We start from the raw sequence: 24,293 nt of genomic DNA, 5'->3' as shown, positions 1-24,293 counted from the left end.
CCCTCTTAGCTCAAACGTCTGATCTTTACAGCATAGACACCGCTCGCCGAGGCCTGCACGGCGTCAGGCCGGGAGCCGCCGCCGACGTCCCAGGCCAGGGCGGTGTGGGTGCAGTCGGCCTCGTAGACGTCGCCCCCGGCAGGGGTGAACCGGAATCGCTGGTTGGCGGCGCTGCTCGGCTTGCCGCCCCGCGGTTGACCGACTGTCACACGGCGCTCTGGGGCCGGGGCGGAGGAGACACGGTGACCGAACCGCCGGAGGGGACGGTGACGGCCTTGCTCCAGGCACCGAAGACGACGGTGGTGCCCAGTCCGGCCGCCCCGCGCAGTGTGGCGGAGGTGACCTGCCCGGACGTCCAGCTCAGGTCGACGGTCAGGCCGCCGCGCACACCGACGCCGGTGACGCTGCCGGACGCGGCCCAGGCCGAGGGCAGCGCCGGGAGCAGTTCGACCCGTCCGGGCCGGGACTGCACCAGCATCTCGACCATCGCGGACGGGGTGCCGAAGTTGGCGTCGATCTGGAAGGTCGAGCTGTTGTCGAAGCTGTACATGTCGAACATGTTGACGCCCGTGCCGTTGCTGAAGTTCACGGACGGCTTCAGCACGGCGAGGACCAGCTGGTACGCCTTGTCGGCGTTCTTCAGCCGGGCCCAGCACAGGGCGCGCCAGGCGCTGGCCCAGCCGAAGCTGACCATGCCGCGGGCGGTGAGCAGGGCGGTGGCGCCGGCGATGGTGGCGGGCGGGGAGTCCTGGAGGTCGATGCGGTCGCCGGGGAAGAGCCCGGCGAGCGGGGAGAGGTGGCGGTGGGTGGTCTCGCCGAGGTCGTCGTCGCTCATCCACTCCTCCAGCCAGCCGGTGGTGGCGCTGACCTCGGGCAGGTACAGCCTGTCCTGGAGGCCGCCGACCATGGTGGCGTAGGCGGTGTCCCGGCCGAGCCTGCCCGCGGCTTCGCGGTAGTTCCGGAACAGCTGCCAGACCAGTTCCTGCGCGTAGGTGATGCCGATCGCGTCCTCCGGACCGTGCTCGGGCGACCAGTCGTGGTCGTCGACGAGGACCTGGCGGGTGCCTCCGGTCGCCGGGTCGGGCACGGTGACGGTGATCAGTCGGGCTTCCCAGAACTCGCAGGCACCCTTGAGCAGTGGGTAGATCCGGTCGAGGTGGCCGGCGTCCTGCGTGTACTGGTAGTGCTCGTACAGGGAGTTGCACATCCAGGCGTTCCCGGCCGGGTGCCACCACCAGCCGTTGCCGCCACAGATGTTGGTGGATATGGCGAGGGTCCAGCCGGCCACGGTGCCGGAGGTGTTGCGGAACCGGTTGCGCGGGTCCTGGAAGAGGTCGCGGGTGGTGGCCTGCCAACCCGGCAGTTGGGCGACGCAGTAGTCGGTGAAGGCGTCGAAGCACTCCGACAGACCCACGCGGTCGGGCAGCCAGTAGTTCATCTGGACGTTGATGTCGGTGTGGTAGTCGCTCATCCAGGCCGGGGTGTTCCGGTCCAGCCAGAGGCCCTGGAGGTTGAGCGGGAGACTGCCGCGCGAGCCGCAGATCATCAGGTAGCGGCCGAACTGGAGGTACGAGGCTTCGAGTTCGGGGTCGGGCGCGGAACCGGGCTTGGCTCGGGCGGTGAGCCGGGAGGCCGTGTCCATGGCCCGCTGTGCGGCGCTCGACGTGCCGAGGTCGAGCGTCATGGTCTGCTGGAGCCGCCGGTAGTCGGCAACGTGCGTGGCCAGCAGGGAAGTCGCGGAGACGGCCGCCGCATCCGACGCCTTGCTCCGCGCGACCGCGAGTGGTTCGACGGCGGTGTCCTGGTAGGCGGTGGCCGCGTCAGCCTTGTAGGTGGTGCCACCGGAGATGATCAGCAGCACCTCCGTGCAGCCGGTGAAGCTCACCTTCGCACCCGAGGCGGAGACCGTGCCTCCGGCGCCGACCACCTTCACCACGGCCGCGTACCTGAGGGAGTTGGGCAGGGCCGCGGCGAAGGAGACGCTCGCGGCCGTGGCGTCGGCCGTGACCGTCTCGCCCCGGGTGCCGGCGAGCGTCATCGATCCGGCGTAGGAGCCGCCGCCGCTCTGCGTGAGCCGGACGACGACGACGTCGTCGGGGTGGCTGGAGTACATCTCGCGCCGGTAGGTGACGCCGCCCAGCTGGTAGGACGCGGTCACCAGTCCGTTGGAGAGGTCGAGCGTGCGGCGGTAGCCGGTGATCGCGGCGGTGGTATGGGTGGGCAGGTCCAGGTACGCCTTCGCGAGGAGCCCGAAGGTGCCGAAGTCGGTTGCGCCATAGGGGAACTGGCCGTCCGAATCGAGCGTGGCGTTGGCGGTGCCGGTCCACAGGGTGGCGTCCGAGAGGTACAGCGCGTCGCGGGACGGGCCACCGGTGACCATCGCGCCGAGCCGCCCGTTGCCGATCGGCAGGCCCCGTTCGAGGATCGCGGACTCGCTGCCGGGCGCGGCGTACCAGAGTGTGACGGCCTGGTCGGCCGGCACCAGCGACAGGGAGGCGGGGCGCGGCACGGCCGTGGCGGCCGCGGTGGCCTCCGGCGGGGAGTCGAGTGCGCACAGTGCGTCCGGCGACGCGGCCGTACGTAGGGTTCCACGACGCGACACGCCGTTCACGGGCGCGGGCCCGGGGTGTGGGAAGGCGGTCTCGGACATGGGTGCGTCCTTCCTGACGGTGTCGGGCTGGGATCAGAGCTCTGCTCATACATCAAATGAATGTCGGCCAGGCTAGCCTGGCCGATGCCAGCGTGGAAGGTATTCACCCGAATATCCCGCGCAGGGCTTACCGGAACATCCGATGTCTGAGGCCTCGGCACCTCATGAGTAGCCCTCATATCTGATGCCTCGACTGAGTGCAGGCCCATCGCCACGGTGAGCAAGGAGTCAGGCCGTGCCGAACCGACTCGACCTCCCGGCGGGCTTCCGCTGGGGCGTCTCCACCGCCGCCCAACAGATCAAGGGTGCCGTCGAGGAGGACGGGCGCGGCCCGTCCGTCTGGGACGTCTTCGCCGCCTGCCCCGGCGCCGTCCGCGACGGCCACGCGGGCGCGGTCGCCTGCGACCACTACCACCGGTGTCCCGAGGACATCGCCCGATGAAGGGCCTCGGGCTGCTGGACGGCTACCGCTTCTCCATCGCACCGAATGCCGGACGGCAGTATCGCCCAAGTCAAAGCACCGCGCGTCGGAGGAGCAATCGTCAAGACTTGTGGATCGGCGGTGGATCGTCAGAGGTCCGCCCGGGGGTGTGTGTAGCGAATTCGACGATCCGTGTCAGGGATGGGTTCCAACCCTGCGTGGTTCCCACGACCAGGCAGGGGACGTCGAGCGCAATCGGGACCCACGACTCGATCGGCTGCTCGCCTTCCGCGATGCTTTGCAGGAGCTCGGCGTCCGTATGAACGGCGCGCGAGGGATCTTCGGCGGCTCGGTGGGTGATGCGCATGCGGGCGACTTCGGGATCGATGGTGCAGCGCACGATGCGGATGTCGGCCAGATCCGCGAGCGGTTCCAGGCCCGGACGCCAGAGGCGGTCCTGGAAGGCCGCCTCTGCCACCAGGCTCTCTCCCGAGGCCAGGAGGTCACCGATGGTGCGAAAGAACACCTCCAGCGTCTTCAGGTTCGAGTGATCGGCGGGATCTGCCCCAGTGGCGGCCAGGCGTTCCTTGATCTCGTCACGGCAGACCGCCGGCCAGCCCAGAGCGTCGGCCAAGGCGTGCGCCAGGGTCGTCTTGCCCGCCCCGGGCGGGCCGCTGACGACGAGCAGTGTCGGGCGGCGCGTCATGCTGCGGCCTCGCGCTCGATCAGGACGCCGTTGTCGAAGCGGGCTCCCGCGCGGACGAGGGAGACCAGGTGGGCGCCGGTGATCGCGGGCCATCGGGACTGGGCGGACTCGACCAGCTTGAACACCATCGCGAGAGCGGCGGCTCGGCTACCGGCACCGCGGGTGACCTTGGTGCGGGTTTGACGGTGGAGAATGTGGACTCCGTGGGATTCGTGGTCCGCAGGTGGATCCAGGGCTCGGCCGGGAAGTCGTAGAACGCCAGCAGCTCCTCTCGGTCCTCGGTGATCTGTCGCGGTGCCGGTTGTCTCCGCGCTGCTCGGCTCAAGCGTCTGCAGCACCGGCCGGACACCCTCGACGGCTTCAGAGCCGGCACCGGCCTGACCCTCGACACCCCGGCCTCACCCTGACGAGCCGAGGTCAGGTAAGTCTGTAACGCCGGCAGCCGAACACGTCGCCATGGAGCTGCAGAGCTGAACGCGGCTCAGTGAGTCTGACTGCTGGTCCGGCTGCGCGCGCCGGCCGCCACCGGGGGGCGGCCAAGGTCTACCTCCCTCGTAGCCACCCCCTGCCCCGGGAGTGTTTCTGCCAGTACGTCAGTGCCTGCTGGGTGGTCACGAGGTCGGGGTGGTCCGGGCGGAGTACGCGCAGTTGCTCGTTCAGCAGGTCGGAGAGCAGGGCAACCGCGCCGCGACGGTCGCCGGAGCGGCCGCGCCAGTGGGCGAGCGCGGCGCGGGTGTGGAAGATTCCGGACCGGTCGGTGTCGGTGGCTACCGCGTACGGGTTGGACCAGGCGCCCCGAGAACGCCGGGCGATCTCGCGCGACTCCAGGCGGATCTGGTCGTTGAGCAGGTTGGTCAGGACGGTCACGGCCCCTCGCGTGTCGCCCGACTCGCCCAGCCAGTGGCCGAAGCGGAAGCGGGTGTCGAAGGCGAGCGGGTGCTCCGGCCCGTACGTGCGGAACTGCTCGTCGACGAGCTGGCGAAACACGACCACTGCCCCGGCGGTGTCCCCCGCCCTTCCCTGCCACTCGGCGGCGGTGCGGCGCAGAGCGAAGTCGGGCGGGCCCGTCCGTCCGTCAACGGCGGCGGTGTACCGATCATCAGCGAGCATGTCGTGATAGACACTTGCGACGCCCGGCAGGTCGCCTGCCTCTTCGAGCCAGTGGGCCAGGCGGTAACGCAGCTCGGTGACCTCCTTGACGAGGCGGACCCGCTCGGAGGGGAACAGTCCGTACTCCGGGTTCAGCAGGGCCAGATGATCGTCGATCATCCGCCGGTACTCGGTGATGGCGGCGGCGAGATCGCCGGACTCCGCCCGCAGCCGCGCGATCCGGCCGCGCAGTTTCGTCACGGACTCGTGCCGGGCTCCCAGCCGGTCGGCCGTCGTCGGCAGCAGCGCTGAGAAGTAGTCCAGTGCGGCCTGTGGCCGGCCGTCGTCCGCCAGCGCGTCGCCCACCCGGAGCACGAGGTCGTGCAGCCGCGCACCGGTACTCCAGCCGTGCCGGAGATCGGGCTCGCCGGATCCCAGCATGAGGACCGGGGCATTGCGCATCAGCGCCTCGACATTCGAACGCAGCACGTCCGGCGCGAAGTCGAGGACGCGCGAACGCAGATGTGACATCTGCTCATGCGGAGGCACCATGAAGAACAACGCCGCGTTCGTCTCGTCCGCCGACTTCCGGGACGCGACGTGGAGCAGGCTGGCGGCCCAGTCGACCAGCTCCGCGGCCCGGCGCGCGGGCACGCCCTCGCGGACGGCCCGCTGTACCGCAGGGTGGACCCGCACGGACCGGTCCTGGTCCGCCGGGTCGTGGTCGAGCAGGCTCCACCGGTGCAGCAGCGCGAGCGTCTCGGCGGCACTCCCGTCCGGCTCCACGTCCTCCGCCGGGCGTGCGGTCCCCTCCGGGTCGCGATACCTGAACGCAGGGGTCAGCACCGCAGCCGGGATGCCGTCGGAAGCCAGCGGCGCCGCCAGCTCCAGCAGCGCCCGCGCCGTCCCGACCGGCGCCTGGGCGTCGGCGCGCTCCAGCGCGAGGTCCCATACGTTCGGCAGCGGCAGGGTCTGCCCGTCCGGCAGTCCGCCAGGGTCCGGTACGAGGTCGGCCATCTGCCGCCCCTCGTCGCGGAGCAGGCGGAGGTAGTCGGCGCAGCTCAGGCCGGTGCTGACCAGGTAGGCGGCCACCTGCGCGAGCGCGACCGGCAGGTGTCCGAACTCGCGGGCGAGCGCCTCCAGCTGCTCAGGCGGTTCGACTCGCCCGGACGCGGCGAGCACCGCCGTGAGGTAGCCGAAGGCCTCGGCGGAGCTGAACGACGGCACGGTGACCACCTGTCGGCCGAGCCCCTCGCGGGCCACGTCCCGACGCCAGGTGGTGACCAGGGTCCGCCCGACGCGCTGGTCCCCAGGCCAGAGCCCACGCAGATCCTCGGGGTCGACCAGACCATCCAGGACGATCAGCCAGCGGACCGCCTCCCCGCCCCCGCCCGGCCGGAGCCAGGCCAGGAACTCCCGCGCGCCCTGCTCCGGATCGGCCGGGTCACCACCAGTGATCTCGGCGATGGCCCGGGCATAGGCGGTCAGAATCTCCGCGCGGCTGCCGGCGGTGACCCAGACCAGCAAGTCGAGCTGCCCGGCCTGCCAGGCCGTCCGGGCCTCGCTCGCGGCCAGCTGGGTCTTGCCGGCCCCCGCTGTGCCGACCAGAATCCGGTGGCGCGCAGGGGTGTCGCAGATGCCGACAACGGCCCGGTGCTGGAAGCAGCCCGCGGTCTCCGGAACCGCCCCGACCTGGTGCGGCCAGGCCGCCGGGGCACGCCGGCCGGCGTAGTAGGCCACGTGGTCGGCGTGACCGACGGCGAGGCTGTGGTTGCTCGCCCGTACGCCCGTGAACAGCGGCGGCGGCGGCGAGGTCTGTGATGGGCTAGGCGTAGCCGGTCCGTTCAGCCCCTGGACGGATCCGGCCCCTGAGGGTGGCCGATCTGCACACCCCCGCGGATCACACCGGCGGCGACCGAGCCTTCCTGTGCGCTGATGTGCACGCTTCCGCCGACCGCCATCCCGCCGTCCCCGGCCGACACCCGGGCCTGCGCCGCGCGCTCATCGAGCAGCTCGCGCAGAGCCTCGCCCGCGCGCTCGCGCTCGTCGTCCGGCAGATCCTCCAAGAACGCCTCGAACCGGACCTGCCAGGAGGCCTCCTGCCGGATCCGGAGCCGCTCCAGCTGGCCGCCCTCGGCCGCCGCGAGCTCGGCGGCGGTGCGTTCCAAACGCTCCAGCTCAGCGCTCTCGCGCTGGGCGTTCCCCCGCCCGAACCAGGCGGCCACCCGGTTTCGGAACCCCTCCCAGGCCGAGGTCCCGGCCGCGGTCATCACCGCCGTCCCACCGGACATGGCCAGCGCGGTCAGCGCCTCGGACAGCATGTGCAATCCCCCCGTGTCGGCAACCGTCACCCCGACCGTACCGCGAGCCGGGCACCGTGCCCAGGCGGATAGGCCGAGAACGCCTGCCTGTCCGCGGTCGTGCCGGTTCACCGCGGTTTCGGGGCAGACGATCTGAACACGCGTCAGAGTCCCGTTGCAGTAGCGCGAAAGATCAGGCCGCTGTGGCGAGTGCCCGGGCGGGCTGCGTCTGCTCGTAGGCGTGGCCGACCCGCAGGAGCGTGGGCTCACCGAGGGGCCGACCGAGCAGTTGCATGCCGATGGGCATGCCCGCCGAGTCGCGGCCGACCGGAACGGTGAGGGCGGGCAGTCCGGTGATGTTGGCGGGGGCGCAAAGGCGCACGTAGGCGTCGGAGACGCTCTCGGCCGTGCCGTCGGGCCAGGTGACCGTCTCCTCGTCGGCCCCGACCGCGGGCATCGGGACGCTCGGGGCGGCGATCACGTCGACCTCCTCCAGCATCCGTGCCCACTCGGCGCGCATGAGCGTGCGGGAGCGTTGAGCGCGCACGTAGTCACCGGCGCTCATCAACTCGCTTGCCTCCAGGAGGATGCGGACGTCCTCCTGGTACAGCTCGGGGACCGTTCGCAGGCTGCCTTCGTGGTAGGCGCCGGCCTCCGGCACCATCAGGCCCCACTGGGTGGCCTGGATGTAGCGGGTCATCGGGATGTCGACCTCGACGAGCTGTGCGCCCAGGGCTTCCAGCTGCCCGATGGCGTGCCGGACGGCGGACTCCACCTGTGGGTGGACGTTGTCGAAGTAGTAGGTGCGCGGCAGGCCGATGCGCAGCCCCGTCAGGTCCGTGCCGGCCTCGGGCCGGTAGTCCGCGGTGAGCACGGACAGCGAGGCGGGGTCGCGCGGATCGTGTCCGGCCAGCGCGGTCAGGACCAGGGCCGCGTCCTCGACGGTGCGGGTGATCGGGCCGACGTGGTCCAGTGACCAGGACAGGGAGGTGACGCCGTGACGGGGGACGAGACCGTAGGTCGGTTTGAGGCCGACGACCCCGTTGAGCGCGGCGGGCACCCGGATCGACCCGCCGGTGTCGGTGCCCAGGGCGAAGGTCGCGGTGCCCGACGCGACGGCGACCGCGGAGCCGCCGCTGGAGCCACCGGCGACCCGGCCGCGGTCCCAGGCGTTGCGGGTCTGCGGGGTGGTCAGGCCGAACGCGAATTCGTGGGTGTGGGTCTTGCCGAGCAGGATCGCGCCGGCTGTGCTCAGACGCGCGGCGACCGTGCTGTCCGCCGGCGCGCGATGGTCGGCGCGGACCCGGGAGCTGGCCGTGGTGGCCATCCCGCTGACATCGATCAGGTCCTTGAGCCCCATCGGGATGCCGTGCAGCGGTCCCCGGTAACGGCCTTGCGCCGCTTCGTGTTCGGCTTCGCCCGCCGCCCGGCGCGCCTGCTCCGCGGCGACCGTGACGTAGGCGCCGAGGCGCGGCTCCGTCTTCTCGATGCGATCGAGGACGGAGTCGACCAGTTCGACCGGGGACAGTCGCCGGGCACGTATCGCGTCCGCGGCGGCGGCGAGGGACAGCTCATACGGCTGCATCGTGCTTCTCCTCTCCGGCGCGGTAGGCGGCGGCGGGCGGGACGTCCGCGAAGTCCAGCTCGCGCAGGACCGAGACGACGCTGTGGATGTGGTTGGCGACCGCGGCGACCGCGGCGTGGCGCTCGGCGGGCAGCACAAGTCCGGCGCGGGCGGCCCAGCGGGCGGCCTCCGGCGGTGTGAGTTCGACGGCGGACATGGATGTTCTCCCTCTCGGTCAGACTGGAGTGACGGAGTGACGAGGCCTTGAAGGCCAAGGATTCGCTTGAGGTGACTGCGGATGCCGCGGCGGCTCGGCGGCTCGTGCGGGGGCGGCAGAGCGGCACCGACCGCGTGATCAGGCCGCGGTGGCCGGGATCTCGACGCCGGGCTCGGCGAGCAGCCGGTAACGGCCGTTCTCCCGGTGGACGGTGCCGGCTGTGGGCTGCGGGAAGTGGGTGCCCAGGAGCAGCGCGTCGGTGTTCGCCAGAGCGTCGAGCAGTCGGCTGCGGCTGCGGATCGCCTGGGCCGGGTCGATGTCGACGCAGCTGTTGACGTGGGGGTGGGACAGCTGCACGGGGTGGTGGATGCTGTCGCCGGTGATCAGCGCCCGGCGGTCGGTGCCCCGCAGTTCCACGGCGACCTGCCCCGGGGTGTGGCCCGGGGCTGGGACCAGGAGGACGCCCGGCGCCACCTCGCACCCCTGCTCGGGCACGTCCACGAGGTGGTACTGCCCGTTGTCGCGCACCGGGTGGACGGAGTCGCGGAACATCTGGCTGCGGGCCTCGTCCAGGTCGGTGGCGGCCCAGTGGTCCCATTCGGTGCGGCTGGTGAGGTAGCGGGCGCCCGGGAAGGTGGGGACCCAGTCCTCGCCGGCGAGGCGGGTGTTCCAGCCGACGTGGTCGGTGTGCAGGTGCGTGGTGATCACCAGGTCCACGGACTCGGGCGGGAAGCCGGCCGCCGCCAGCCGCTCCAGGAACTCGGTGTCGAGACCGTTCCAGGCCGGGTTGGCGCGGTTCTTGCCGTTGCCGATTCCGGTGTCCACGACGATCCGCAGTCCGCCGGCCTCCACCGCGAAGCTGTGGCTCGCGAGTCGCGGGACGTCGGCGTCGGCGAAGTCGGGGCGCAGCCACGAGGCCTCGTCCAGCACCTCCCTGGTGGCGTCCGGCAGCAGCCAGGGTCCGGTCTCCCGCGGCAGTTCGATCTCGTCGACGCGGCGCACGGCGATGTCGCCGAGGCTCCATCCCGTGTTCGTGAAGGCGGTGCTGTCCTGACGGGGCGTGGCGGTGTTCATCGGTGGGTCCTTCCTTGTGGGCGGGGCAGGGCAGGGCAGGGCGGGGCGGTGCGGGGCGGTGCGGCCGGGCAGCACTCGGTCAGGCGGTACGGGGCTGCCGCACGGCGCGGGTGAGGCCGGTCAGGGCCAGCAGGACGACGGTCGCGGCGTGGAGCGAGACGGCGGTCCGCAGGCCGTACAGGTTGGTCAGCAGGCCGGCAAGGACGGCGGGGATGCTCATGGCCAGGTAGCTGAGGACGTAGTAGGCGGCGAGCGTGCCGGCGCGTTCGCCCGGGGCGGCCGGGGGCAGCAGCAGGCGCAGGGCTCCCTGGGTGACGGCGCCGAAGCCCGCGCCCGCCACTGCGGTGCCGGCGAACAGCGCGAGCAGGCTGTGCAGTTGGGGGCCGCTCAGGGTCAGCAGGGCTCCCGGGATCAGGAGCGCGGTGCCGACGAGGCTCACGGTGCGGGCGGGCAGCGCCCGGGCGGTGTGGCCGGCGAGGCCGGCCGCCGCCGTCAGAGCGAAGAAGACCAGGCCACCGGTGGCGCGGGCGGTGTGGGGGTCGATGAGTCGGGCGAGCGAGGGGCCGAGGGAGGAGTAGAAGCCGCCCAGGGCCCAGGCGGCGGCGATGCCGGGCGCGGCGAGCGCGAGGGCCGGCCGGGAGACGGGGGCGACGGTGATCGCGGGACGTAGCGAGCGCCAGGCGCCGGGGTGGGGGTGGGCGGTCTCGGGGGTGAGCAGGACTGCGGCGGCCTGTGCGGTGAAGAGCAGGAGAAGCAGCAGGTGGACGGTGCGGGTGGGGGCGGGGGCGCACCGCACGAGGGCGGTGGCGGCCAGCACCCCGACCGCCATGCCGGCCACGGGGGTGATGCCGTTGGCGACCGTTGCCCGGCCCGGGCGGTCGGGGTCCTCGAAGTCGAGCAGGGCGGCTCCGGCGGCGCTGGTGGCCACGCCGGTCGCCAGGCCCTGCAGGATCCGGGCGGCGATCAGCGTCGGCACCCCCTGAGCGGTGGCGAAGGCGGCCATCGCGACGGCTTCGGCCAGCAGTGCACCGGCGAGGACCGGGCGCCGGCCGAGGTGGTCCGACGGCGTGCCCGCGGCCAGCAGCGCCACCAGCAGGGCGAGCGCGTAGGCACTGAACACGACGGTGAGCGTCATCGCCGAGAAGTGCCATGCGGCCTGGTAGAGCGCGTAGAGCGGGGTCGGTGCGCTGGACGCGGCCAGCAGGACCACCAGGACCGAGGCGTGGAGCGGGAAGGCACCGCGGCGGCTCAGCACGGGCAGGCGGCGGGGGTGGGACGGCAGGGCTGTGACGCCGGTCATGGAAGCACCTCTGAGCCTTAAGGCGAATGCTTTGCGTTTAGCACTGTAGGCTCACTGCTCCCCAAGACGCAAATATTTAGCTTTTACGCGACGGGGCGGGAGGAGACGCGATACGGCCGAGCGCTGCCGCCACCAGATGGCCGGTGTAAGCCTCCGACAGATCGGAGGGGCGGAACAGGACGCGGTAGATCAGGGGGCCGACGACGACGTCCAGCAGGGTCTCCACGTCGGGCACGGCCTCCCCGCGCCCGGCCGCGCGCACACCGATCGCCTTCAACTGCTCGGCGGCGTAGTCGGAGCAGCGAACCGCATTGCCCTGCTCGGGGTCGCCCAGCAGGGCGTCGCGGATGTAGGTGCGGCCCGCCGCCGAGGACATCTCGTCGGCGAACTGCGCTGCCCATGCCTCCAGGTCCGCCCGCAGGCTGCCGTGGTCGGCCGGCGCGCCGTCGGGGCGCAGCCGCTCGACGGCCACGTCGGACAGCAGTTCCCGCAGGTCCCCCCAGCGCCGGTAGACGGTGGACGGCGTCACTCCCGCGCGGGCGGCGATCAGCGGCACGGTGAGCGCTTCCCGCCCCACCTCCGCCTCCAGATCACGGACGGCCTGGTGCACGGACTGCTGGACGCGTGCGCTGCGCCCGCCGGGGCGTGTGGTCGCTCGAGTACTCATGCGCACAGCTTAATGCGAAGAAGTTGCGTCTGGGCCGACCGAACCCTGGGGCTCACTCCGCACAGACGCCGCAGAGCCACCTGTCCCGCCAGCACGGCACCGCCCCGGACCAGGCGCCAGAAGCGGCTGAACAGCCACCCGTTTCGAGCCGGGACCAGGCTGCCGATCCCGGCACGGGGAGTACGGCTTGCCTCACCACCAGCGGCGAGTCCCACACTGCCGGATCTGCGCATGTACACCGAGCTTGCACGCCGAACCGGCAGGCCCCGGCGGCCGGTGGCCGTCAGTGGCGTTCGACGGCGAACGGGCCCTCGTCGACGAAGCGGCGCAGCTGGCGTGCGAAGGCTTGGGCGTCCGCCTGGGGCCAGGTGGCGAGCGAGGCCTCGATGCCGGCCGTCAGTCGCCGTCTGGTGACAGACACGATGTCGTGGCCCTGCCCGGTGAGCGCGAGGAGGGTCGCGCGGCCGTCGGTCGGGTCGGGTTGGCGCTGGAGCAGGCCGGCCTGCTCCAGTCGGTCGGCGCGGCGGGTCACGGTGGTGCGGTCCAGTCCGATCTCGCGGCCCAGGTCGGCGGCGCTGCACGCTCCGGTCCGGGCCAGGCCGCTGAGGACCGGGTAGGTGAGGTCGTCGACCGCCTTCCCCAGTCCCTCGGTCAGCTGGGTGTAGAGGCGGGCGCGAGTGCTCCGCCGCAGGAGCAGCCCCAGTGCCTCGGCGATGTCGTGTCCCGTCGAGTTCTTCACCCCTCCAGATTAGCGTGCTCGGCGCACGCTTTTCCTGGTACGGTCAGAAGCGTGCTCCAGGCACGTATCTCTGATCGATCCAGAGCGGGCCACTCCCGCACCCAATCGAAGGAATCCCATGAAGCACACCGACGCCCACGCCGCCCTCACCGACCTGCTCCTGACTCCGGGCCTCGACCTCGACGAGGCCGCCGACCGGCACTTCGCCCCCGACTACCGCCAGCGCACCGACGGCGACTGGGCCGACCGCACCGAGTTCCTCGCCCACATCGCCCATCTGCGCACGGTCGTCGCCGGCGGTTCGGTCGAGGTGCACGACGAACTCTCGTCCGGCGACCGCTACGCCGACCGCCACACGATGGAGGTCATCAAGACCGACGGTTCCACCGTCCGCATGGAGGTCTACCTCTTCGCCGAGTTCGCCCCCGACGGCCGCTTCCGTCGCATCGAGGAGACCACCCTCATGCTCGAAGGTGCCGACGCCGACCGGAACCTCGGCAGCGCCCGCTGAGCCACATCGCCCACCTGATGAGGCGGTCCGCCACCAGCGTGCCGACCGGATTGCCGCACGCCCGGTAGGTTTCCTGGAGGACGACGACGGTACCCGTCCGACCTTCGCGAGCCCCACCCACTCGCGCCCGCACCGAACCGGCGGTGCCGGACCGCCAGGCGCGACCTGTGCGGACCCGGCCCGCGGGCTCCGCGTCCGGATCAGTCGGGGTCGCGGGCCAGCCAGGCGCCGACGGCTGGTAGTGCTTCGGGGCCGCTGTCCGTGGTCACGGAGGCGGCGAGGTCGGCGATCGTGACGGCGGCCAGGGAGGCGCGCCAAGCGGCGTCGGCGGCGCCCATCACCCGGGCGATGGGGCACGGTCCGGTGCACTGCTCGGGCGGGGTGCCCAGTGGACCGCGCTGGCGGATCTCGGTGCAGGTGAAGGCGGGGTTCGCCCCGTCGACGGCCTGTACTACGTCCAGCACGGATATCTCGGCGGGCGCCCTGGTGAGGACGTAGCCGCCGGTCTTGCCCTGCACCGAATGCACCAGGCCCGCGCGGGACAGTGCCTGCAACTGCTTGGCCAGGTAGCTGGGCGACACGTCGTGCAGGGTGGCCAGCCGGGCGGCCGGGATCGGGTCGGCAGCCGCGGTCAGCACCACGCAGCAGTGCAGCGCCCACTCCACGCCACCCGACAGCTTCATTCCGCCTCCATTTGACTCGGACAAAGGATATCCGAGTAGCATCTCGGATAGAACTTGTCCGAGTTTGGGTCGGGCATCCGTGCCCGGCCCGCGAAGGAAGGCACCCCATGAAGATCACCGTCATCGGCACCGGCCTGATCGGATCCCAGCTCGCCGCCGAGCTCACCGCCCGCGGCCACGAGGTGACGACCGCCTCGCTCTCCTCCGGCGTCGACCTGCTGACCGGAGCCGGCCTCGACCAGGCGCTCGCCGGCGCGGAGGTGGCCGTCAACGTCACCAACTCGCCCACCTTCGACGAGCAGTCGATCGCGTTCTTCCGCACCACGGTCGGCAACCTGCTGGCCGCGGGCGGGCGGGCGGGCGTGCGCCACCAGGTCGCGCTCTCCATCGTCGGCGTCGACCAGGTGCCCCAGCTGGACTACTACCGCGCCAAGACGCTCCAGGAGGAACTGCAGCGCGGCGGCCCGACGCCCTACTCGATCGTGCGCGCCACCCAGTTCTTCGAGTTCATGGAACCGACCATGTCCTGGACCTCGGACGAGAACGCCGTGCGCCTGCCCGCGACCCCGATCCAGCCGATCGCCAGCGCCGACGTCGTCGCCGCCCTCGCCGACGTGGCCACCGGCGCGCCGCTCGACGGGACCCTGGACGTCGCCGGCCCCGACCGGTTCACGCTCGACGAGATCGGCCGCCTCACGCTGGCCGCCCGCGGCGACCGGCGCCCTGTCCTCGTCGACGACCGGGCCGGCCTGTTCGCCGCCGTCCCCGGCGACGTCCTCACCCCCGGCCCCGGCGCCCGCCTGGCCCCCACCCGCTACCGGGACTGGCTCGCGACGGCCCGCTGACCGCCACGGACTGGGTGTCACGAGGCAGTCCCAGGCGTCACGGAGGCTGGACGAGATAGGCCCGACCTGCTGACTCCGGATCGCTGAACATGGGGGGACGCCGGCTCGAACGCTGGGGGTCAAGTGGGCTCTCGGTGAGATCCAGGGTCGGTCAGTCCCTGTCCAGCGGGTCCATCCTCTGTGGTGATCGGCGTCTCGAGGTGGCAGTCGACTGCCTCTGGCGTTTCGATGTCGAGCCGATAACATGAGCTCTCCTCATGTCTATCTCAGGAGGCTGGCATGCCGGACCGTTTCGACCTGCCGGCGGGATTCCGCTGGGGCGTTGCCACCGCCGCCTATCAGATCGAGGGGGCGGTGGAGGAGGACGGCCGCGGGCCTTCGGTGTGGGACACCTTCTCGGCCCGCCCGGGCGCCGTCCGCGACGGGCACACCGGTGCGGTGGCGTGCGACCACTACCACCGGTACCCCGAGGACATCGCCCTGATGGAGGGCCTCGGGTTGGACGGCTACCGCTTCTCCATCGCCTGGCCCCGGGTGCTGCCCACCGGCACGGCCACGGTCAACCCCGCCGGACTCGCCTTCTACGACCGCCTGGTGGACGACCTGCTCGCCGCCGGCATCACCCCGCTGCCCACCCTCTTCCACTGGGACCTCCCGCAAGCCCTGGAAGACGCCGGCGGCTGGCTCAACCGGGACACCGCGTACCGCTTCGCCGAGTACGCGGCAGTGGTCGCGGACCGGCTCGGCGACCGCGTCCCCGCCTGGATCACCCTCAACGAGCCCTTCGTGCATACGGTCTTCGGCTATGCGCTGGGCACCCACGCCCCCGGACGCGCCCTGATGTTCGAGTCGCTCCCTGCCGCCCATCACCAGCTCCTGGCTCACGGCTTGGCGGCCTCCCTGCTCCATGAGCGAGGCCTGGAGGTGATGCTCTCCAACAACCTCACTCCCGTCTGGCCGGCCTCCGACTCGGCCGAGGACGGGGCTGCCGCCAGGGCCTACGACGCTCTGCACAACCGTCTGTTCACCGACCCCGTCCTCCTCGGCACCTACCCCGACCTCTCCGCCCTCGGCGTCCCCGACGACATCTACGGCGCCATCCGTCCCGGAGACACCGACCTCATCCACACCCCCGGCCTCGACGGCCTCGGCGTCAACTACTACAACCCCACCCGTATCGCCGCCCCCACCGACCCGGGCCTGCCCTTCGACCTCGTCGACATCCCCGACGTCCCCCACACCGCCTTCGGCTGGCCCGTCGTCCCCGACGGGCTCCGCCAACTTCTGACCGGCTTGAAGGAGTCGTACGGAGCGGCACTCCCGCCGATCACCATCACCGAGAACGGCTGCTCCGTCGAGGAATCCACCACCCCCGACCAGCCCCGCATCGACTTCCTCGCCGGCCACCTCGATGCCCTCGCCCAAGCGGTCGCCGAAGGCATCGACGTCCGCGGCTACTACACGTGGTCGCTGATCGATAATTACGAGTGGTCGGAGGGGTTTAGTCAGCGCTTTGGTCTGGTCCACGTCGACTTCGAGACCCAGAAGCGCACTCCCAGGGCCTCCTACGCCTGGTACAGGGATCTGATCGCGGTCCATCGGAGGCGGTTCGCGGAGTAGGCAAGCTGGCAGAAGCTGGCAACTCTGGTGCCAGATAGTCGACTTGCGGGAGAATGGTGACTTACGGTAACGGCCTCGCTATAATGACACCCTGTTCGACGGGCTGAGGGGTACCACCAGCGCTTCGGCCTGGTGCATGTTCGACTTCGAGACGCAGGAGCGCACGCCCAGGGCCTCGTACGCTTGGTACCGGACCTGATTGAGCATCACCGTACCTACCGGGGCGAGTAGTTGGCGTCCCGATGGCGCGGGGTGTGTGGCCTCTTGGCGACGCCCGAGGGTCGTTCGGATGACGCGGCCCGCGGTGGCTGCGGCCCGGGGGGATGGCCCGCCTTGCGACTCCGGGGACGCCCGCACCGCGCGCCCCGCCGCGACGGGACCTCCGTGCCGGCGACTCCCGCAACGTGACGAGGTCCGGGTGGAGGTGTCCTGCGGAAGCGAGACCTCACCTAGTCGGCCGGGGTGAGGCGGCTTCCGGTGGCCAGTTGGTGGAGTAGTTCGACGGTCTCTTCTTCGTGAGACGCGAAGACTCCGTGGTCGCTGTGCCAGGAGAGCGCGCGGGTTGCCCGTGCGGCGAATCGGCGTTGGAGGTCTGGGTGCATGGCGCGGTCCTCGGTGCAGACGACGTAGGTGCTGGGTCGTTGGTGCCAGGCGGCGCTGGTCGTCGGCTGATGGGCGGGGGTCATCATCTGGGGGACGAGTTCGACGGTGTGGCGGGCACGTTCTTCTTCGCCGAGTTGGGCATGGAACAGTCTTCCCGCAGCCTTCGGGTCGATCGTCGTGGTTCCGGCGGGGTCACCGAGCATGCTGGTCCCCAGGTCAGTGGGTGGCGCACTGGCGAGAAGGCCGAGGGCGGTCTCGCCGCGGTCGGGCATCGTCGCGGCGAGGTACACGAGGTGGTCGATCCTGCGCGGCGGAAGGCCGGTGATGACGGCGCCGCCGTAGGAATGACCGCACGCGATGGCGGGGCCGCCCGTGCTCAGCTGGTCCAGTGCGGTCTCGGCCGCGGCTATGTCGGCTGCCAGGGACCCACGGTGCAGTTCGGCGACGGTCACGGCGACACCACGTGCCCGCAGTCCGGCCGCGACGCCGTCCCAAACATGACCGGTGAGCCATGCGCCGTGCACCAGCAGCACCCCTCGGGGTGCGCAGGAGGGTGAGGAAGGGGTCACGAGGGGCCTCTCGGTGTTCGGTCGATGGCGGAACGGGGGCGGTGCGCGGACGGCGGCTGGTACGCGCGTGGCGACGGTGCGGGGCGGAGGCCGGCACCATGCCGACGACCACCCCAGTCACCGAACCTCCTCCGATGCGTCGGTCTCACGGCCGCCCGACCATAAGAGCCACCGGCCAGGAAAAGGATTCGGCTTCCGGCTGGAAACGTCGATGGGGCGGTCGGGTTCCTCCGTGTGCAGCGGCTGCGGCCGAACCGGGTGCCGTCCTGCCGCGGTCGTCCTGCAAGCACAGAGCGAACGGGGTTGCGGTGTCGGCCAGTTGCACTCGGTCGCAGGTGCCAGATCTCAGTGGGCCTGTTGTCCTGGAGCGAACCCAACGGTTGCGTGATCTACCGGCATGGACCAACTCGGCGACATGGGCGACACGTCGCGCCCTCGGCCTGGGCGCTGCGGCTGCCTGGAGCCGGCCGACGGCGCGGGGTCGGGCGACATCTCGGGCGACGGCACGTTCGGCAATTTCCGGTCATTTCTTCGGGAGTCGACATCATGTCGGGCGGCGCCAAATGGTAATCGCGGTGGTGCGGTATTCAGGGCGTTGTCGAGATGGTTGTCAAGGCGCGTGCGCGATGCTGGATCGGCCGGGGGTGGGACTGCGAACCCGAGCTGGCCGCAGCGCAGTTGGTGCCGTTCATGCCATTTTCCGTGGTCGTGGTGCACGGAACGGAAAACGTCCGACGGCTCGGCCGCTGACCGCCGGACGCGCATACTGGAGCCATGCGAATTCCGGGGGGACCGCCGCAGCGCCGTAGGGTTTTCGGTTTCGTTCTGTTCACCTCAGTGGTCTCGGTTGTGGCCGTCAGATTCGGGGCCGGTGGCTCGGCCGATGTCGTTCTGGCGGTGCTCGGCGCGGTCGCGGGGCTGGCCGCGCTCGTGCCGGGCCTCTTCGCGGGTGCCGACGGAAGCGTTCTGAACTCCGCGGCCGACCGGTTGGCGACGACGGTCGGTGACGGCTGGTCCAGGCGGCGCGTCAGCCTCATCGGCGATGCGCATCCCGCGGAGGTGCCCGTCAGGCGCGCACCGGAGCTGGAGGCGGGCCGGGTCCGGGTCGAGGCCGGATGGGATCCCGTCGGCGCCGGCTCCTCCGGCATCGCACAGCTCTTCCTGAACACGGTGCCGCGACGCCTGCTGATCATCGGGGAACCCGGTTCGGGCAAGACGCTGATCGCTCTCGAACTCGCCCTCCTGCTGCTGCGTCAGCGGAAGGCGGGATCGGACGACAGGGTGGCCGTGCCGTTCCACATCGCCGGGTGGGACGGCGAACGACCGCTCGGCGAATGGCTGGCCGGCCGCCTTTCCGACGACTACAGGGTGCCCGCCGCCCAGGCTCAGGCGCTGGTCGGGCAGCGGCGCGTGATTCCCGTTCTCGACGGCCTGGATGAGGTGGACCCGCAGGCGGGGATCCCGGGCAGGAGGGGTCGCACGGCGAGGATCGTCGAGCAGCTCAACGGAAAGGGGCTGGTCGAGCTGGCCGACCTTCCCTCCGTGGTCGTGACGTGCCGGGAGTCGGACTACCGGAGGATGTACGGAGCGGGCCTGAGACTTCGCGACACCCTGGTGATCCGGGTGGGTCCCCTGGCGGAGAACCAGGTGGAGGACTTCATCGCCCAACGCTTCGAGAACTCGGGCCGGCTCAGCCCGCTGGTGTCCTCGCCGGAGTTCGCCCTGCGCCTGCGCACCCCGAACTCCCCGCTGGCGGAGGCCCTCCGGAAACCCTGGCTGCTCACCCTCGCGATCGCCGGCCTTCAGGCCGGGGTCCTGGACGCCCGGCAGCTCGCGGAACGGGATTCCTACCGGGCGCTGTCCCACGAACTCCTCTCGGCGTTCGTCGAGGCCGGCACGCTCCTGCATCCGCGCGGGATCCGGCCCTCGACGCAGGTGGCACGGGCTGCGGGCAACAGCCTCGGCGAGGCCGGCGAGCAGCGCTTCCACGATCCCGCGGATGTCCTGCGCTGGCTGACGACGCTGGCCGCCCACCTGGAGGGCGACAGCACCGGTGGAACCACGCGACGGAACATCTCACCTCTGCGGCTCTGGCGCCTGGCGCCTGTACGGCGTGTCGAGGCCCTGCACACCACGATGAGCGTCGTCGCCGCCGTCATGGCGACGGCGTTCGCCGCCGAATGGGCGGACGGTCCGCTGGGTGTCGTCCTGACGGCCGGAGCGGGGAGCGTCGCGCTCGGATTCGCCGCCTGGGCGGGTCTGCACCCGGCTCCTCGCCCGTCGCGCCTGGAGCTGCGGCGACTCGCGCGTCCGCAGTCCGCAGGCCGCTGGGCGGCCGTCGTCCTCGCCACCGCCGGAGGAGCCGTCGCGGGCGCGCTCGCCGACGGCATCGGTCCGGCCATCACGTCGGGCACCGGCGCGGCACTCGCCGCCGCGATCCTGGTCGGTCTGGGGCAGGGCGACATCCGTCCCGTCTGGCCGGTGGACATCCTCCGGAACGACCTCCACTTCGGTCTGCTGCTGGGAACCAGCCTCGGCATCGTCGGTGCACTGCCCGGCGGACTCACCGGAGGGCTCGTGGCGCACCTGCACCTGACCCGGCACCTCACACAGGCCGGTAGCATCGCCCTGGCCTTCGCCCTCGGCCTGCTGGCGGGGGTCGGACTCGGGGCCCGAGCCTGGACCCGCTACGCCGCCGCGGTGCTGCTCGCCGCCCCGGGCGGTCGTGTCCCGTGGCGGCTGCGCCACTTCCTGGAGTGGGCCTACCTGGCCGGGCTCCTACGGGTGTCCGGCAGGTCCTACCAGTTCCGCCACGAGGAACTGCGCTCCCATCTCACCCCGCCGGTGGGACCTCCGAGCACCACATCGTGAAGCGGCCCCGGGGGGCGCGGCACGCCACCGACCGCCGGCCCGCAGACAGCTGGAGCAGTCGATGACACCTCGCGCAGGACGCGTTCGGATTCCGGTACTGGCGGTGATGGCGGTCCTCGCCCTCGTGCTGGCCGGGTGCTCGGCGGCCGCCGGCCGCCGGGGTGCCCGTCGGACCTGAGGGAGGTGGCCGGCGGGACCCTTCCCGCCATCGGGCCGGGAAAGCCTCTTTACGTCGCCCTCGGCGATTCCTACTCCTCGGGCGAAGGGGCTCCGCTCGACAGCGCGTGCGGCTCGGCGTTCCTGCGCGGGGCCGGGAACGACGGCGGCACCGCGACGACGGTGTGCCACCGCTCCGTCAACGCCTGGCCGGTGAGGATCTGGCAGGAGCTGGCCGACGAGTACCAGCTCGACTTCCACGCGTGCAGCGGCGCGACCATCAGCGACTTCTACGGACCCAACCACGACCATCCCGCCGAGGAGCCGGAGGCCCAGAGCCACTGGCTCACGCTCGCCCCGGACCGGCCGAAGCCCGATGTCAAGCTCGTGACCCTGACGTTCGGCGGGAACGACGCGGACTTCTCCGAGACCATGGAGTACTGCAGCAGCATCGTCTCCAACCAGTCCGGCAGCTGCCTGGCCGGCCAGGCGACGAGCAACGAGAAGATCAGCCTGCTCGGCGGGCCCGCCGGTAGCTGGCCGGGCCATCGGACCCTGGCGGAACTCTACGCGGACCTCCGGGCCGCCGCGCCCGCAGCGCGCGTCCTGGTGGTGGGGTACCCGCGGATGTTCCCGAAAGCGCCTCCACGCACCGGTTGCGGGGGCGACGGTGGGCGGACCTTCTCCGAAGCGGACATGATCGGCCTCAACCAGACCGCCGACGCGGCGAACCGCGCCATCAGGACCGCGGCCCGGTCCGCGGGATTCGAGTACGTCGACGTGAGCGACGTCATGACCGGCCACGACGTCTGCTCCTCCGAGAACTGGATCAACCGCGTGCTCATCCATGAGGTGCAGCGGAGTTTCCACCCGAACGCCGCCGGCCAGCGGGCGATCGCCGCCCGGGTCCTCACGTGTGTCAGGAGCTCGGCCTGTGCTTCCGTGCCGTCGGACCTCCAGGTGTTCGGTCGCAGCAAGGGAGCGGTCCAGGTGGACCGCACGGGTGACGGGGTGACGGTCACGCCACCTCTGGGAGCCGACCGTTACAGTGCCCTCTGGGGGGTCCACTTCGCGGGGCAGAGCTGTTCCACGACGGTCGAGTTCGACGTCACCGCCCCGGCGGACCCCCCGAACAGGAACGCGGGCTTGGCTGTGGCACCGAGGAGCACGATCGTGGGGGACCAGCCGGTCGGCGCCTCCGTACAGTACGAGCAGGAGGCGCCGCCGGACTTCGCGACCCTGGGCAGCTTCGTCAGGCCGGCCCTGCTGCCCGGGGGAGCCTGGACCGTCGAAGTGCCACCGCAGGCGGCGGCCCAGCTCTTCGGGCGAACCCACCACGTCCGGGTGACCGGGGTGAACCGGTCCCTGACCATCGAGCTGGACGGAAAGGCCGTGGCCGCCTACGACCGGGCCGCCAACGACCAGGGCGGCGAATGCGGTGGCGTCTCCCTCCGCGTCTGGGGGTCCTCCTTCACCTTCAGGAACATCAGCATCAGCGACTCGTAGGACGAGGGCGGGCGGTCCGGACCCGGCGTGCCTGGTCGCGGCATGCCGGAAGTCAGCGGTCTTCTGCGGGGCCTGCCACCCGGGCGATCCACGCCTCGACGTCGTGGGAGCTGCGCGGCATCGCGGCGGACAGGTTCTCGTAACCGTCCTCGGTCACCAGGACGTCGTCCTCGATGCGCACCCCGATGCCGCGGAACTCCTCCGGCGCGAGCAGGTCGTCCGCCTTGAAGTACAGGCCCGGCTCGACCGTGAGGACCATGCCCGGCTTCAGCTCGCCGTCCAGGTAGTCCTTGCGCAGCAGCAGCTGGCAGTCGTGGACGTCCATGCCCAGGTGGTGGGAGGTTCCGTGGACCATCCAGCGGCGGTGCCAGCCGCCGCGCTCCGGATCAAGGGTCTGTTCGAGCGTGACCCCCTCGGGCAGCAGCCCCCACTCGTGCAGGTGCCGCGCGATGACCTCGTTCGCGGCGGCGTGGATGTCGCTGAACCGGTTGCCGGGCCGCACCGCTTCCATGCCGGCCTGCTGTGCCGCGTGGACCGCGTCGTAGATCCTGCGCTGTACGTCGGTGAAGCGGCCGCTCACCGGAAGGGTGCGGGTGATGTCGGCGGTGAACAGGGAGTCGATCTCGATCCCGGCGTCGACCAGGATCAGGTCACCCTCGCGGACCTCGCCGGTGTTCTTCGTCCAGTGGATGGTGTTGGCGTGGTCGCCGGCCGCGCAGATCGACTCGTATCCGATTCCGTTGCCCTCGTGCCGCGCGTACAGGCCGAAGACGCCCTCGACCCATCGCTCGCCGCGGCCCTTGCGCACGGCCTCCGGCAGGGTGGTGATGATCGCCTCGAATCCCCGGTGGGTGGCGGCGATCGCCTTGCGCATCTCGCCGATCTCCCACTCGTCCTTGACGATCCGCATCCCCGACAGCTCGCGGGCCAGTTCCTCGTCGGCCTCCTCCTGTTGCTCAGGGGTGAGGGACGTTCCCGCCTGGGCACGGGTGGTGTCGACGAGCTCGGTGAGCTTCGGATCGGCCGACCGGACCACGCGCAGCCGGGCAGCGGCGTCGTCCTTGGCCACGTCGGTGGTCAGCGAGTCGATGTGGCGGGCGGTGAGGCCGAGTTCCGACTCGATGCCGGTGATGGTCGGGCGGTAGCCGACCCAGAATTCCCCGTACCGGGAGTCGGTGTAGAACTCCTCGGTGTCCCGCGGGGCCGGCGGGCGGAAGTACAGGACGGCATGGTGTCCGCCCTCGGGGAGGGGCTCCAGTACGAGGACGCTGTCGGGCTCCGCCTGTGAGCCGAGCCCGGACAGGTGGGCGAAGGCGGTGTGCGGGCGGAAGGTGTAGTCGGTGTCGTTGCTACGGACCTTCAGGCCGCCGCCGGGGATGACGAGCCGCTCGCCGGGGAACCGCCGGGACAGGGCCGTCCGTCGGCGGGCCGCATGGTCGGCCACCTCGGCACGGGGCGCCGGCGAACGGTCGTCGGCCGCCCATCCGGAGGCCATGAACGCGCGGAACTCGGCGCTGACGGGAATGTCGCGGTGGCCGGCCTTGGGCTGATTCTCGCTGGTCATGTCAAACTTCCTGTCATATCGACTCGCTGGGAGGAGTTCTGACGGGCACTCAGATCATCTTGGTGTGGGGAGGTCGCCGGAAACGGCGTCCGCGTCCGAGGGTCGGCCCCCGGGAGGGGCGACCCCCTCGCGGCAGCGCACCATGAACGACCGCTCGAAGACGATGACGGCTTCCCCCGTCGACTTCGTGCCCGTCGTCTCCACCGTGATGATCCCCTGCCCCGGCCGGGACCGGGACAGCCGCTTGTCGAGGATCCTGCTCGTCGCGTAGAGGGTGTCACCGACGAAGACGGGGCTCTTCAGGCGGACCTTGTCCCAGCCCAGGTTGGCCACCGCCCGCGCCGACAGCGCCTGCACGGTCATCCCGCCGACCAGGCACAGGGTGATGCCGCTGTTCACCAGGACCTTCCCGTACTCGGCCCCGGCGCCGTAGTGCTGGTCGAAGTGGAGCGGGTGCTGGTTCATCGTCAGCAGGGTCAGCCAGGTGTTGTCGGCCTCCGAGAGGGTACGGCCCGGCCAGTGCCGGATCACCATGCCCGGTTCGAAGTCCTCGAAGTCCCCGCCGTGTTCCTCGACGTACTCGTTGTCACTGACCTGACGCAGGGTCATGCGGGTTCACTCCGTTGATGTCGCTGATA

20 protein-coding genes and 3 pseudogenes are annotated in these 24,293 nt (G+C 71.3%); 7 read left to right on the top strand and 16 right to left on the bottom strand.

The window, feature by feature from the left end; translation table 11 throughout:
- Nucleotides 1-5: 5 nt before the first annotated feature.
- Both AB0J08_RS02155 and AB0J08_RS02150 read right to left on the bottom strand, forming a co-directional pair.
- Nucleotides 6-209, bottom strand: coding sequence for a hypothetical protein (locus tag AB0J08_RS02155; protein WP_360625415.1), 204 nt, complete (start codon nt 207-209; stop codon nt 6-8).
- Nucleotides 206-2,650, bottom strand: coding sequence for a glycoside hydrolase N-terminal domain-containing protein (locus tag AB0J08_RS02150; RefSeq protein ID WP_360625412.1), 2,445 nt, complete (start codon nt 2,648-2,650; stop codon nt 206-208). Before AB0J08_RS02150 ends, AB0J08_RS02155 begins: the two co-directional genes overlap by 4 nt.
- A gap of 235 nt (nt 2,651-2,885) precedes the next feature.
- Between AB0J08_RS02150 and AB0J08_RS02145 the strand changes: the two are divergent.
- A pseudogene (locus tag AB0J08_RS02145) lies at nt 2,886-3,133 on the top strand (family 1 glycosylhydrolase); the annotation flags it as partial.
- 59 nt (nt 3,134-3,192) lie between these two features.
- On the opposite strand, the gene AB0J08_RS02140 reads toward AB0J08_RS02145, so the two are convergent.
- A complete protein-coding gene (locus AB0J08_RS02140) occupies nt 3,193-3,777 on the bottom strand; it encodes an AAA family ATPase (protein ID WP_360625409.1) in 585 nt (194 codons plus the stop codon).
- A pseudogene (locus AB0J08_RS02135) lies at nt 3,774-4,066 on the bottom strand (transposase); the annotation flags it as partial. The gene AB0J08_RS02140 and the pseudogene AB0J08_RS02135, both read right to left, overlap by 4 nt.
- A 28-nt stretch (nt 4,067-4,094) precedes the next feature.
- Here AB0J08_RS02135 and AB0J08_RS02130 point away from each other — a divergent pair.
- A pseudogene (locus AB0J08_RS02130) lies at nt 4,095-4,184 on the top strand (IS630 family transposase); the annotation flags it as partial.
- A 136-nt stretch (nt 4,185-4,320) separates the two neighbouring features.
- Here AB0J08_RS02130 and AB0J08_RS02125 read toward each other — a convergent pair.
- The 8 genes from AB0J08_RS02125 to AB0J08_RS02090 form a co-directional block, all read right to left on the bottom strand.
- Nucleotides 4,321-6,606, bottom strand: coding sequence for an NB-ARC domain-containing protein (locus tag AB0J08_RS02125; RefSeq protein WP_360625406.1), 2,286 nt, complete (start codon nt 6,604-6,606; stop codon nt 4,321-4,323).
- Nucleotides 6,607-6,710: 104 nt separating this feature from the next.
- Entirely contained in the window at nt 6,711-7,187 is a 477-nt protein-coding gene (locus AB0J08_RS02120) for a hypothetical protein (RefSeq protein WP_360625403.1), read from the bottom strand.
- Nucleotides 7,188-7,359: 172 nt separating this feature from the next.
- On the bottom strand, nt 7,360-8,751 hold the full coding sequence (locus AB0J08_RS02115) for an amidase (RefSeq protein WP_360625400.1): 1,392 nt from the start codon (nt 8,749-8,751) through the stop codon (nt 7,360-7,362).
- Nucleotides 8,738-8,947: a hypothetical protein gene (locus AB0J08_RS02110; protein WP_235486446.1), complete on the bottom strand. Its 210-nt coding sequence runs from the start codon at nt 8,945-8,947 to the stop codon at nt 8,738-8,740. Before AB0J08_RS02110 ends, AB0J08_RS02115 begins: the two co-directional genes overlap by 14 nt.
- A 138-nt stretch (nt 8,948-9,085) precedes the next feature.
- Nucleotides 9,086-10,021 carry an MBL fold metallo-hydrolase gene (locus AB0J08_RS02105; protein WP_360625397.1) on the bottom strand — a complete coding sequence of 312 codons (936 nt, stop codon included), beginning with the start codon at nt 10,019-10,021 and terminating at the stop codon, nt 9,086-9,088.
- A 79-nt stretch (nt 10,022-10,100) separates the two neighbouring features.
- The gene (locus tag AB0J08_RS02100; RefSeq protein ID WP_360625394.1) at nt 10,101-11,321 is read right to left on the bottom strand and encodes an MFS transporter; all 1,221 of its coding nucleotides are present in this window, start codon (nt 11,319-11,321) and stop codon (nt 10,101-10,103) included.
- A gap of 76 nt (nt 11,322-11,397) precedes the next feature.
- Entirely contained in the window at nt 11,398-11,988 is a 591-nt protein-coding gene (locus tag AB0J08_RS02095; RefSeq protein WP_360625391.1) for a TetR/AcrR family transcriptional regulator, read from the bottom strand.
- A 283-nt stretch (nt 11,989-12,271) separates the two neighbouring features.
- On the bottom strand, nt 12,272-12,727 hold the full coding sequence (locus AB0J08_RS02090) for a MarR family transcriptional regulator (protein ID WP_360625388.1): 456 nt from the start codon (nt 12,725-12,727) through the stop codon (nt 12,272-12,274).
- 118 nt (nt 12,728-12,845) lie between these two features.
- Here AB0J08_RS02090 and AB0J08_RS02085 point away from each other — a divergent pair, with 118 nt between their 5' ends.
- The gene (locus tag AB0J08_RS02085; protein WP_360625385.1) at nt 12,846-13,238 is read left to right on the top strand and encodes a nuclear transport factor 2 family protein; all 393 of its coding nucleotides are present in this window, start codon (nt 12,846-12,848) and stop codon (nt 13,236-13,238) included.
- Between the two features lie 200 nt (nt 13,239-13,438).
- Here the strand turns inward: AB0J08_RS02085 and AB0J08_RS02080 are convergent, their stop codons facing one another.
- Entirely contained in the window at nt 13,439-13,921 is a 483-nt protein-coding gene (locus AB0J08_RS02080; protein ID WP_360625382.1) for an Rrf2 family transcriptional regulator, read from the bottom strand.
- A 107-nt stretch (nt 13,922-14,028) separates the two neighbouring features.
- On the opposite strand from AB0J08_RS02080, the gene AB0J08_RS02075 reads away from it, so the two are divergent.
- Both AB0J08_RS02075 and AB0J08_RS02070 read left to right on the top strand, forming a co-directional pair.
- Nucleotides 14,029-14,766: an SDR family oxidoreductase gene (locus AB0J08_RS02075; protein ID WP_360625379.1), complete on the top strand. Its 738-nt coding sequence runs from the start codon at nt 14,029-14,031 to the stop codon at nt 14,764-14,766.
- Nucleotides 14,767-15,045: 279 nt separating this feature from the next.
- Nucleotides 15,046-16,386 carry a GH1 family beta-glucosidase gene (locus AB0J08_RS02070; protein ID WP_360625376.1) on the top strand — a complete coding sequence of 447 codons (1,341 nt, stop codon included), beginning with the start codon at nt 15,046-15,048 and terminating at the stop codon, nt 16,384-16,386.
- A 449-nt stretch (nt 16,387-16,835) separates the two neighbouring features.
- Here AB0J08_RS02070 and AB0J08_RS02065 read toward each other — a convergent pair whose 3' ends face one another.
- Nucleotides 16,836-17,522, bottom strand: a complete 687-nt coding sequence (locus AB0J08_RS02065; RefSeq protein WP_360625373.1) for an alpha/beta hydrolase — start codon at nt 17,520-17,522, stop codon at nt 16,836-16,838.
- 885 nt (nt 17,523-18,407) lie between these two features.
- Here AB0J08_RS02065 and AB0J08_RS02060 point away from each other — a divergent pair.
- Complete coding sequence (locus AB0J08_RS02060; protein WP_360625370.1) at nt 18,408-20,429, top strand: NACHT domain-containing protein; 2,022 nt, start codon at nt 18,408-18,410, stop codon at nt 20,427-20,429.
- Nucleotides 20,430-20,612: 183 nt separating this feature from the next.
- The gene (locus tag AB0J08_RS02055) at nt 20,613-22,091 is read left to right on the top strand and encodes an SGNH/GDSL hydrolase family protein (protein ID WP_360625367.1); all 1,479 of its coding nucleotides are present in this window, start codon (nt 20,613-20,615) and stop codon (nt 22,089-22,091) included.
- Nucleotides 22,092-22,143: 52 nt separating this feature from the next.
- Here AB0J08_RS02055 and AB0J08_RS02050 read toward each other — a convergent pair whose 3' ends face one another.
- Nucleotides 22,144-23,655 (bottom strand): aminopeptidase P family protein, encoded by a 1,512-nt coding sequence (locus AB0J08_RS02050; RefSeq protein WP_360625364.1) that lies wholly within the window; start codon nt 23,653-23,655, stop codon nt 22,144-22,146.
- A gap of 54 nt (nt 23,656-23,709) precedes the next feature.
- A complete protein-coding gene (locus tag AB0J08_RS02045; RefSeq protein WP_360625361.1) occupies nt 23,710-24,264 on the bottom strand; it encodes a MaoC family dehydratase in 555 nt (184 codons plus the stop codon).
- Between the last annotated feature and the right edge of the window lie 29 nt (nt 24,265-24,293).

The organism is Kitasatospora sp. NPDC050463 (assembly GCF_040655255.1).
In the GTDB taxonomy this organism is placed as follows: Bacteria; Actinomycetota; Actinomycetes; order Streptomycetales; family Streptomycetaceae; genus Kitasatospora.
Note: the sequence above shows the minus strand (reverse complement) of the source record. Positions and strands in the feature narration are given on the sequence as shown.

Bases quoted from the DNA above. Each gene is read 5' to 3' on its own strand.
- AB0J08_RS02115 (WP_360625400.1), bottom strand. From the start codon at position 8,751: ATGCAGCCGTATGAGCTGTCCCTCGCCGCCGCCGCGGACGCGATACGT.
- AB0J08_RS02140 (WP_360625409.1), bottom strand. From the start codon at position 3,777: ATGACGCGCCGCCCGACACTGCTCGTCGTCAGCGGCCCGCCCGGGGCG.
- AB0J08_RS02150 (WP_360625412.1), bottom strand. From the start codon at position 2,650: ATGTCCGAGACCGCCTTCCCACACCCCGGGCCCGCGCCCGTGAACGGC.
- AB0J08_RS02075 (WP_360625379.1), top strand. From the start codon at position 14,029: ATGAAGATCACCGTCATCGGCACCGGCCTGATCGGATCCCAGCTCGCC.
- AB0J08_RS02110 (WP_235486446.1), bottom strand. From the start codon at position 8,947: ATGTCCGCCGTCGAACTCACACCGCCGGAGGCCGCCCGCTGGGCCGCC.
- AB0J08_RS02100 (WP_360625394.1), bottom strand. From the start codon at position 11,321: ATGACCGGCGTCACAGCCCTGCCGTCCCACCCCCGCCGCCTGCCCGTG.
- AB0J08_RS02120 (WP_360625403.1), bottom strand. From the start codon at position 7,187: ATGCTGTCCGAGGCGCTGACCGCGCTGGCCATGTCCGGTGGGACGGCG.
- AB0J08_RS02085 (WP_360625385.1), top strand. From the start codon at position 12,846: ATGAAGCACACCGACGCCCACGCCGCCCTCACCGACCTGCTCCTGACT.
- AB0J08_RS02095 (WP_360625391.1), bottom strand. From the start codon at position 11,988: ATGAGTACTCGAGCGACCACACGCCCCGGCGGGCGCAGCGCACGCGTC.
- AB0J08_RS02045 (WP_360625361.1), bottom strand. From the start codon at position 24,264: ATGACCCTGCGTCAGGTCAGTGACAACGAGTACGTCGAGGAACACGGC.
- AB0J08_RS02070 (WP_360625376.1), top strand. From the start codon at position 15,046: ATGCCGGACCGTTTCGACCTGCCGGCGGGATTCCGCTGGGGCGTTGCC.
- AB0J08_RS02080 (WP_360625382.1), bottom strand. From the start codon at position 13,921: ATGAAGCTGTCGGGTGGCGTGGAGTGGGCGCTGCACTGCTGCGTGGTG.
- AB0J08_RS02050 (WP_360625364.1), bottom strand. From the start codon at position 23,655: ATGACCAGCGAGAATCAGCCCAAGGCCGGCCACCGCGACATTCCCGTC.
- AB0J08_RS02105 (WP_360625397.1), bottom strand. From the start codon at position 10,021: ATGAACACCGCCACGCCCCGTCAGGACAGCACCGCCTTCACGAACACG.